The organism is Rhizobium sp. P32RR-XVIII (assembly GCF_012641395.1).
Taxonomy (GTDB): domain Bacteria; phylum Pseudomonadota; class Alphaproteobacteria; order Rhizobiales; family Rhizobiaceae; genus Rhizobium.
The window spans coordinates 1-10333 of the sequence record NZ_JABAIH010000047.1; the positions used below are offsets into that span (position 1 = coordinate 1).

Here is a 10333-nt window from a genome sequence, read left to right on the forward strand (position 1 = left end):
CCCATCGTGGCTCGCAGCGACGATATCCGCGCTGCATCAGGAAGCCGGATATACGTCAGCAGTTGTGACCAGCAATCCCATCTCGCCAAATCTGTTGCAATCGGGCGGGGTCCATATACCGTCCACAGATGTTACAAACTTCCTGTTTACCGGTGACATGGCGTAGTTCCGTTGCAAAGTTTGAGGTGCCGCAATAAAGCTGCAGGTGCGCTTCATTTGCCTGTCCTCCAAGGCGGCCTTCCGTGCCGACTTCCCGTGCAACACGTTGTCACTTCGGAAGCGAATGCATTAACTGGTCGACCATCGTGTTGATGGTTTCCGGTGGTTCGAGGATTTCGCCCCAAAACCGTGATCGTGATCTTCTTTGACTGGTCGCCGTTGGTAATTGCAGGGGCACACTTCAGGTCTTCAGGACGCAGCAGCAGCTTGACGTCTCGGCGAAGGACGTGAAGGCGCTGGCAGCAGACGGAATCCCTTGTGAAGTTCTCGACGATGGTCTACAAAGCGACCGGCAATCTTCGTGCAATCCAGATCCTGCTTGGACATACCAAGATCGAGAACACGGTTAGGTACCTGGGCGTGGACATCGAGGATGCGCTGGAACTGGCGGAGCATACAGAAATTTGACAAGGTGCAGCCCCGCTGGGTGCGGGGCCAAGCTGCTTGGGGAAAGCACTCTGGATTTTTGCAGTTCTATCGAGCGGCTATGCGCCCCCATTTCGGACTTACACGGTCTTGGATGCACGCCTGAAAGCGGACGCTATGGTTTTAGATTTCCAAGGTCAGCAAGGCGGACTTTCAAGACGTTCGGATTCGTGGTTGGTAGGGACGAGTTCGACCCGTCGCAGGCATTCCCGACCGCCCGTCTAAAGTCCCGATTACGAACGTAGTTTGCCTTGCTGGAAGGTGCGGCTCCAGCGGACGCTCGATCCACCGGGGGCACTCTGTGAGGAATGAAATGAATCTCCACCAGAACGATCTGCGTCGAGCCACACATCATCGAAGCCAATGATGCCTGAGCTACTGTGGCAGTCCAGCCGCCTTGAGGCTGTCAACCAAGAGCGTGAGGGCCCCAACGTCTTTGTAAGGCTGGGTCTCGGCGTAACGAGCGAGCGAGAACTGAGGCTCGATCGCGACGATCTGCTGAGCGACCTTCCGGGCTTGCTGGTGCTGGCCGACAAGGCTGTAGCCGCTGCACAGAACCAGGCGCGCGTCGCGGTCGTCCGGGTTCAGCCGAAGGCTGTGCTCGGCTGCCGAGATCGACTTTCCGAACTGGCCGTCATCCCGGTATGCCGCTGCAAGCAACGTCATGTACCAGGGTGGGAACACTGGAGTGATGCGGATAGCCTCGTGGATCTTGGCGATGGCCTCCGCAGGGCGGCCACAATAGAAAAGGACGTTTGCTAGATAGCTGTTCGCAGTCGGGCAGTTCGGGCGGATCTCGACGGCCTTGTAGCAGGTGGCGAGCGCCTCATCATGATTACGATTCTGGAGATGAACGGATGCCAGAACGATGTGGGCAAGGCCGTTGGAGCCTTGGAGCTTGATGGCTTTCTCGGCCCATAGGGTTGCCTGAACGAGCGATTCCTCCTTGGTGTGCGCCCATCCCCTGAATGCGTCTGTCCAATACGTGAAGCAGAGGTACGCAGGTCCCACCGGCGAATCAGGTTGCAGACAGGTGACGGCTTCGAACATGTCTCGCGCCGCTGCGTTTCCCTCCCTAGTCCCGGCATAAAAATAACTGAGACCCCGGTAGAAGGGATCAAGCGCCTCCAGATTCGTTATCGTGGTATGGAGGAGCCATTTCTCTCCACTCGCCAGTTTGATGTCGAGCGACTTCAAGACCTCTGCCGTGATCTCGTCCTGCACGGTAAGGGCATCATCCAGGAGTCGATCAAAGCGCTCGGCCCAAATGATCTGCCGCGCCATGACATCGGTCAGTTCCAGCGTGACGCGGATGCGCTGCCCTGACCTTTGAACCGCCCCTTGGAGGACATAGTGGACACCCATTTTGCGTCCCGCCTGATCGGCTGTCATCAGGTTCGCGTCGCGATAGCGCTTGACCGTGCCCGCGCCAATCAGGAACAGCCCCGAGGCATGGATGAGTGCAGCCTGGATGCCGAGCCGAAGACCGTCGGCCAGGTAGTCATGCTCCGGGTCGTCACTCAGATTGGCAAACGGTAGAATGGCGATTGACGGTTTCTTCGGAGTCGGCAGGACCTCGTCGGTCCAGATGGCGTACTGTGGCTCCGGCCCGCTTCCGGAGGGGACGACCCGATATGCATGGACAGCCTCTGCAATGTTCTTGAGCGTTTGCGCTCCAAGGTCCTCGAAGTGAAAATCAACCCGACTCTTCACCTCGCTAAAGACCGCGCCTGAAACGCAGATCATGCCTGGCTCGGCAATGCCTTCCAGCCGTGATGCTATGTTTACGCCCTCGCCGAAGATGTCGTCGTCTTCGACGACAACCTCACCGAGGTTGACGCCGATGCGGAATTCAATCCTTTCATTCTGGGGAACGTTGCGGTTGCGATCGACCATAGCGCGCTGAATTGCGACCGCGCATTCAACCGCGGCCACCACGCTTGGAAATTCTGTCAACACTCCATCGCCTGTTGTCTTGACAATTCGTCCACCGTGCTCCGCGATCTGCGGGTCCACGAGATCGTCTCGGTGGGCCTTGAGATCGGCTAGGGTCTTCGTCTCATTTCGTCCGACGAGCCGGCTGAAGCCGACTACGTCAGCGAAAAGAATGGCTGCTAACTTCCGTTCCATGGGTGCTCCAGTTCTTTCGGAGCAGATCAATCGCCGCTGTGGCTGAGCGATCAAACATTGCGGGAGCGCGCGCCCGAAGTCCAGTACGTCGACGCGGTCCGCAAGCTGTGTTGACATTTGACCGACTACTGTAAGTCAATAGCGGGGACTTATCAGCGAATGACCGGGTTTTGAAGCAACCAAGTCGGTCCGGGCGCCACGCTGCACGTCGAAATTCGGCTCTGACGCAGTTTTGCTGAAGTGGAGTCTTAGCTCGCGCCGATCAATCGCGCCTGCAGAAGATCGAGTTTTGCTCTGCCATACATCTGGCGCTTGATGAGTTTCAGGCGCGTGATCTGACCTTCCGTTTGCCCGTTAGACCAAGGTGAGATGATAGCGTTTCTCACAGCGTCCACGTCCTTTTCGAAACCGCCAGCGAATGATCCGACCAAGCTGCTCTTGGCAGCTTCAAGCCATTCATCAAGCTTTCGTGCTGTCTTCGAGCGGATCATGGATTGGAAATCACCAATGGCCGTCCGGGCGATCACCAGTTCCGGAACGTTTACTTCGATTGCCGCCACCAGGATCGCCTCGGATTTTGCCAGTCATCGCGTGCGGTGGTCAGCAGCCGAGCGATGACCCGCGCCGATGGCGTTCGCGCAAGGCCGCTTTGGTTGGCTTTCTCCGCGAGACGTTGCCGTTGAGCACATTGCGAGATGACGCCGCTCTGTCCGGGAAACCCTTCGCTTTCATCTCGCGCCAGAGCGCCAAGGCGTTCCGCGCTCCTTCCTCCCAGCGGCTGCTGAGCCAGGCAGCCAGCTATCCAGCGAACTGGGCCGTGTTCGGAAGATATCGAGGCGCTGCCCCCGCAGGACATCGCGCACAAGCTTCCGGCTGTGACCGGTTTGCCGGACAATCTGTCTTATTGAGGTTCCCTTCTTTGACAGCTCCCGGACCGCCTCGTTCGTTTCCTGACGGCGTAGATAACCCTCGTACGGCAGCTTCTCGGCGTAGGTCAAAAGCTTGGGATCAACGACATTGCTACCGACCGCCTGCCTGATCTGACGCATCGACTTGCCGACCGCATCGAGAAATGCCCGAGTGGAGTTCTCCATCAGGTGCCAGCGGTCGGCGACCTGCTCAGCATCAGGCAAGGCTTTCGCGATGGCCTCACCATAGCCGCCGCCCCGATCGCGAGCGACGATCGGTATTGACTGGTGCCTGGCAAGCCATGCCCGAGACGTATCCAGCGCGCGATCGGGCAACAGGGTGACAGGCCTCCGGCGCTCCAAGTCGCAAACGATTGTTCCGTAGGTTTGGCGCGCCTGAAAGCGAACTCATCAATGCCTATAACGGCCAGTTCATCGTTTTTATCAACAATACAGCGGCGAACCACCCGCAACAGTGTATCGCTACTCACCGGCATCATTAAGCGATCGGCAAAGGCCGCGGCCTGCCTGCCACCAAGTGCCAACCAAGGTCGTGGACGATTGTCTCAAGCCGTTGGGTGCGCCGACCATAACGAGCCAACACGCCGTCACCGAACTGTTCGCAGAAAATGCGCCGACCGCACAGAACTGCATCGCACCAGAACCGACGCGCCACGATCGTCAATTCTACGCGCCGGCCGCTGAGGGGTAGGTCAGCGGGTCGCCGCATATATCGACTTTTGAACTCTCTCGCTTGGCCGCCCGCAGTCCGGACAACTCCCCGAGCGACGGCGTGATCGCAGCCCAATTTGAACGTTGCCCGCGACAATCTTTACCTCATCTACCGCAAGGCTGTCAGGGGCAAGCCTCGCGTGCTGAAATCGACGCTGCATATGCTGATCCTCCCACTCAGTACGGCAGGCTGCCGAGGCGTTTGCGAAAGCAGACGACGCCCCTTTAGAGATGGATCACCGGGGGCGTGTGCCCCATTCGCAAAGCGAACGCCAGGGCGGTCATCGCTATGACCAAACCCAAAATGTAGATCGCGACTTGAACCGAGCTTTTGGACATCACCTAAAGATAGTGATGGCTATGGACTTATCGAAGCGACAGATTGTCGCTCACTCCACGGCGGAATGCAGTAATAGCCGAACTGTTTGTCTGTGCCTACCTGGCCACCTTCTACCAAGGGGTGCGGTCGTGGGTCGAATGGGATGCGACGTACGGTTCGAGTAGACAAGGAGTACCCGGGGTTCGCTTGCCGTGCTATGAAGAATGGCACGGCAAGGATGCCAAACGATTGGCGTCAAGCTGCGCGCTAAGTGAGGAGGGTCGTGTTTCATGGCAACGGTCGCTAAGGTGAACCCGCACTTCCTCATTGCCGACGGTCCGATCACGTTTTGGAAATCCGGCGCGAGCGACTATTCCTCCTACCACATAGCCATTCAGGGTGTCGATCAGCGCGGGCTGATCGTCAAGATGTCCGAAAACGAGGCCGCCCGGCTTCTCGAATGGCTTGCACGTCACCTAGAGGGGGCGGTCCGCCCATAAGAACGATTGGTGCAGAAAAATGATGCCAGAGAGCAGGGGAGAGCCGCGCGAGCCGAGCTGGTGGATGTGGGCGATAGTGGGGCTGGCCATGCTTGGATTCATTACCGTAGTTATCGGCAAATTGGCAGCGCTGTTCGACGCTTTGATCTGACGCTCGCGATCGACGGAACATCGCCGGCCCGGAGATCGCCGCCGGTGCTCTGTGAGGAGAATTTAAACAAAATGCCGTAAGACCGCAAAAACCAAAGCGCCTAACAGCACCACCAAAACGTATCCGATGTTCCGTATCTGACGGAGATATCTATTAGACCATCCCAAGCGGTCGTGGATGTAATAGAGGTAGGCGTTGTCGCTAAGATCTTTAGTCAGATCGTCGTAGTCGCGCGCTCCACCCCTCTTGATCAGCTCTCGCTCAAGCTCGCCTTGAACTTCAGCAATCGATTCTTTTCTGTAGATAGCCAGGGCGTCCTCCGGTGAATGCTCGGTGCACGATCGGGCTGAGTTTTGCGACTGTGCTGTCCTCATCTTGGAACGATTTGCCTGTTTAAGAAAGCTGTCACATTGAAGGAGGCTACTTCTACGTCCCGTATGTCGCAAGTGCTCGCCTTGGCGTACGCTAGCGGACTGACCGGAACATTGTCCGGCCCAGCTGTTTCGTGAGCAGGAAGGGCGTGGCCCTGTTCTCAGGCAGCACCGCGAGCCGCGCGTCTTCCCTTCTCCGTAATAGCTTGCCCCGCTTCGGCGGGGCTTCTCTTTTGGGCTGGGTCTGTCAAGCAAAGGATATCCTCTCCGCCTACGAGGCGGGGCGTTGGTCGTTGCGAGGGTTGATGAGTAACGGCTTTGGCGTGCCGGATGATGATGGGTGCCCGCCAGGGGTCTGGCTTCTCTTCGAAGTCGGCGCGCGACCGCTTCATGATCGGGTCGGATGGAGAGGCATCTCAATCTTTTTTCCGAGACTGTTAGCCTGACCTGACGTCCAGCCCCGCCTCGAGATTGCCTACCCACTCGTCCCTGAACGGGACCTCTATCCGCGCGACGCGGAACCCTTAACTCGAGCTCTCAAGCGGCACTGGCACTGGCCTCCCAGCGATAGGGTGTGTTGTCGACCCACATCCGATGCAGGATGATTGCCAGACGTCGAGCCACCGCCACGGTAGCCTTCGCAAGGCCTCGCCGACGAGCGATGGTGAGGCCCCACGCCTTCAACGGCGAGCTCCGCTTCGAGTTTCACAGCAGGATCCCGGCGGCTTCGACCAGCGCCCACCGTATCGCGGCATCACCGCATTTCGAAATGCCCAGATCGCATCCGGCTCGGTCTCAACCTCGCCCTCTTTGATGAGTTTACCACTCGTGTCCATCACGCAGACCCTGGTGGTGCGAACGGAAACATCAAGACCGACGAACAGTTCCATGGCAGATCTCCTGACCGGTTGAACCATTGAAGCCTGCCCGGAAGATCGATATCCCGCTACTCCCATGCAGAGAGGCAGCCGGAACCCAATCATCCGATCTTCTTTTTGACCGTACGGTCGCGGACTGGAACTCAAGGCCCGTCCGCTCGTTGATTCGATGGATTGCGCCTTCTGGCATCGCCCGCCAGCGCATCCAGCCAGCCAAACTGGCGACCTTTGACCCCGCGACTACTCTACACATCACGCGGGGTCTCTCTTTGTCCGTTAGTACCGCGCGGTCACCGTTCCCCAAAGACCTGACCCGCTCCGGCGGGTTTTTTATGGAACATTGCAGAACCGGCCTTATTCTGCACACTTGGCCGCGCGGTTAATCCCGCGCTGAATGGCTAGGGGACCTATGAGGCGCGGCAAGGGCTCGCTTTCCGTAAAGGGACGGGCCCTTCGGTCCCGGATAGGGGAGTTGGCACAACTCTAATTGATTATTGACGAGCGGGCTTCGCTGGAGCTGTAGTTTTTGGACGCGGTTGCGCTAACCACCGCAGCTAACCCACCGCTCCGCCCGGCCATGGCAGCCCCGGCAGGTCCAAACTGTCCCGCGCGGTGGGATGCGACAGGGCTCGCCCTCGTTGCAACACAGACGAGCCCTTGTCGTACCAACGTACTCCACTTCTCCATTTCGCTCGGCCCGCGCCGAAGCGCTAACCGTTGCCAACCGGGAGGATTGAGATTCGAGAGAGGCACCCTAGGTCAATGAGGTGCTATCGGCAGATCAGCACCTGGGAGCCTCGGCGCTAATCATGCAGCTCAGCGGAACATGACTCCCATGCCGCGAGGGTCTTCCGAGATCTCCCTTGCGGCCGACTGTGCGAGGGCTCACCATTTGGCAAGTTTGGACGAGCCCTCGCCCAACCGGCAATCGCTTTTCTCGAATAGGCCTCAGGCCGCCTACCCTCGCCTTAGAGAGGATGTGAAGGCAATCATGATCCGATCCAAAATAGCTCAAATGCAAATCGTGATGAGCACGGAAGACGTTGCTCTTTGCCAGCGCGTGTATGACCATGTTTGCGCGGTACGGCAGGTCAAATCAGCAATTGACCGGGAAGAGTTGGCTACTCGCGTCATCCGGTCGTTTCGGCACGGCGTGAAGAATGAGGACGACTTACGGCGGCTGGTATCTGACGGCTAGTCCGGAGGATTGAGATTCGAGAGAGGCACCTTAGGTCAGTGGGGTGTTGTCGCCAGATCAGCGCCTGGGTGCCTTGGCGCAGGCAGCTCAGCGCAACAATGACTCCCAATGTCGCGAGGGTTTTCCGAGATCCTCCCTTGCGGCAGACTGTGCGAGGGCTCGCCATTTGGCAAGATTTGGACGAGCCTTTGCACAGCCGCTAAGGCCGAACGATTGGCCTCCTGAACATGGTCTTGTTCGCTCGCTCCTGAGCATCGCCGAGCTTGCTGCTCAACACCTCGACCCGCGTCGAGAGCTTGTTGATGCTTTCAACGGCGGTATCGAGCTTCCGACCGAGCGACTCCACGACGCGATCGACGCTTCGCATACCAGCGATAGACCTCGATCGGCTGGGCAGAGGGTTCTATTTCCGACCGAGCGACGGCATTGGCGCGCGGCGGAATCACGATGCCGCATTGGCGCTGTGGTTGTTGACGGCGTCATATGTCGGTTTGCAGTCATAGGCGCCATCAGCTGTAAACTGGCTGATCGGGACCTCGATCGGGTTGAGCAGCGGCTCCACCTGTGAGGTGTCGCCGGCATCCTGGTCGGTCAAGACGTGTGCGATGATTTCGCCGTTATCGGCATCCAGCGCAAGATGCAGTTCCCACTGACCTCGCCGCGACCTAGCACCGTGCTTTTCCCTCAGCCATCGGCCGGCGCCGTAGACTTCAAGCCCGGAGCTTTCGATGAGAACGTGCACAGATCGTCCTTCTGCTGAAATCGAGCGGCATTGTCATCTGCCAGACGATCGCCTTGTCCGTGCCCGTCGGCTCAATGTCGTGTGATCGGGCACGGCGATATCCAGTCCCATCAGTTGCAGCGCGGAGGCCAGAAAGCCCTCCGTCTGGCGCAGCCGCAGACCGAACACCATCCTGAGCGTCAAAATAGGCTCGATCGCCAGATCGGAATAACGCTGCCGGCCGCCGCGGCTCGCACGCCTTGGCGCTTGCGACAGAGCTTCCGCGGTCATCCACAGCGTCAGGCTGCCGCGTCGGCGAAGGCCGGCCTCGTACTCACGCCAGTTCGCCACCTTGAACTTCATCTTCCCGATACGATGGCGGCCGGTGACATTCTGTTTAAATGGCATCGCTCTGACAGTGGGCTATTTCCGTCCCAGACCGATTACAACACGACCGATGAACGATCCTTGCACCAATGCCGTACCAGCTATCAGAGCGACACATGTTGGAGCAACAGTGGGTCTGAACATGAGACTTCTCGCAACCCTATAGCGAACCAAGCGGCTAGCTAGGTGAGCTCATTTTGTCCGACGGAACTGGCGCTGTTAACACTGCCGGAGGAACTTAACATGACCGTTGTCCGGCGATAAGAGCACGTGTCTCCCATAGGCGTTGCGTGAATCAGGTCCGGGCACAAGCGGCAATGGTGGATGTGGGCAATAGTGGGCCTAGCTATGCTACCGGCGAAACCTTGTATGACTTGCTTGGCGCGGTCTTCTCGGCGCGTTGTTGGGCCGGTCCGCCGGCGGTGACAAGATTATGCGCTGTGTTAATCAGGCCGATGTGCGAGAACGCCTGAGGGAAATTTCCGAGGAGGCGGCCGGATACGATGTCATATTCCTCCGCGAGCAAGCCGAGATCGTTACGAATGCCGAGCAAGCTGTTGAACAAGTTGCGGGCATCCTGTTCGCGCCCGGTAAGCACGTAGGCGTCAGCCAGCCAGAAGCTGCACGCCAGGAATGCTCCCTCGCCGCCACCGACCCCGTCGTCCGTCTCGCCCGTGGAGTAACGCTTTACGAGCCCGCCCTGCAGCAGCTCACGCTCGACCGCATCAATCGTTCCCACGATGCGTGGATCGTCGACCGACAGAAAACCCAGCTGCGGCATGAGCAGCAGGCTCGCATCGAGCGTGTTACCTCCATAGTACTGAACGAAGCTGTTCTTGTTCGCATCAAAGCCATTGGTGCAAATATCACCATGGACCTGTTGGCGCACCTGACGCCACTTCGCCACCGGCCCCTCTAGCCCGTACCGCTCGGTGCTAGTGATGGCTCGGTCGAAGGCAACCCAGGCCATCATACGCGAGTGGGTGAACGAACGCGGGGCTCCACGTACTTCCCAAATTCCCCGGTCGGGCAGTCGCCATGCCGTCTCCAAATGATCGAGCAGGACTTTTTGCAGCCGCCAGGCCTCCTCCTGCGGCTGCAACTCGGCATCGCGCGCGGCATGGAGCGTTTCGATCAGTTCGCCATAAACGTCAATCTGCATCTGACCAGAAGCGTCGTTGCCGATCCTGACTGGGCTGCTTCCTTCGTAGCCTGCTAACCACGGCACCTCGAACTCGGGCAGCCAACGCTCACCCGCGATTCCATACATGATCTGGAGTTGATCCGGAGAACCTGCGACCGCGCGCAGCAGCCATTGCCGCCAGTCCTCCGCTTCCTTGCGGTACCCCGAATTCAGCAATGCATAGAGCGTCAGCGCTGAATCACGCAGCCA

5 protein-coding genes and 4 pseudogenes are annotated in these 10333 nt (G+C 58.6%); 3 read left to right on the forward strand and 6 right to left on the reverse strand.

All coding sequences use genetic code 11. From position 1 onward, the window contains the following. Positions 1-486 precede the first annotated feature (486 nt). Positions 487-627, forward strand: a pseudogene (locus HGP14_RS34565) (integrase); the annotation flags it as partial. Between the two features lie 393 nt (positions 628-1020). On the opposite strand, the gene HGP14_RS34570 reads toward HGP14_RS34565, so the two are convergent. After that, positions 1021-2775, reverse strand: coding sequence for an adenylate/guanylate cyclase domain-containing protein (locus tag HGP14_RS34570; RefSeq protein WP_168834292.1), 1755 nt, complete (start codon positions 2773-2775; stop codon positions 1021-1023). A gap of 248 nt (positions 2776-3023) precedes the next feature. Further along, positions 3024-4576: pseudogene (locus HGP14_RS34575) on the reverse strand (ISL3 family transposase). A 448-nt stretch (positions 4577-5024) separates the two neighbouring features. On the opposite strand from HGP14_RS34575, the gene HGP14_RS34580 reads away from it, so the two are divergent. Next, entirely contained in the window at positions 5025-5234 is a 210-nt protein-coding gene (locus HGP14_RS34580) for a hypothetical protein (RefSeq protein WP_168834293.1), read from the forward strand. A 1059-nt stretch (positions 5235-6293) separates the two neighbouring features. Here HGP14_RS34580 and HGP14_RS36100 read toward each other — a convergent pair. Both HGP14_RS36100 and HGP14_RS34585 read right to left on the reverse strand, forming a co-directional pair. Beyond that, positions 6294-6527, reverse strand: a pseudogene (locus HGP14_RS36100) (IS110 family transposase); the annotation flags it as partial. After that, positions 6437-6646 (reverse strand): hypothetical protein, encoded by a 210-nt coding sequence (locus HGP14_RS34585; RefSeq protein ID WP_168834294.1) that lies wholly within the window; start codon positions 6644-6646, stop codon positions 6437-6439. The pseudogene HGP14_RS36100 and the gene HGP14_RS34585, both read right to left, overlap by 91 nt. Positions 6647-7625: 979 nt before the next feature. Here HGP14_RS34585 and HGP14_RS36105 point away from each other — a divergent pair. Beyond that, entirely contained in the window at positions 7626-7832 is a 207-nt protein-coding gene (locus HGP14_RS36105) for a hypothetical protein (RefSeq protein ID WP_246704766.1), read from the forward strand. 389 nt (positions 7833-8221) lie between these two features. On the opposite strand, the pseudogene HGP14_RS34590 reads toward HGP14_RS36105, so the two are convergent. Together HGP14_RS34590 and HGP14_RS34595 are read right to left on the reverse strand one after the other, a co-directional pair. Further along, positions 8222-8961: pseudogene (locus HGP14_RS34590) on the reverse strand (IS5 family transposase); the annotation flags it as partial. 325 nt (positions 8962-9286) lie between these two features. Further along, positions 9287-10333, reverse strand: a 1047-nt coding sequence (locus HGP14_RS34595; RefSeq protein WP_205927469.1) for a glycoside hydrolase family 15 protein, incomplete at its 5' end; no start/stop codon positions are given.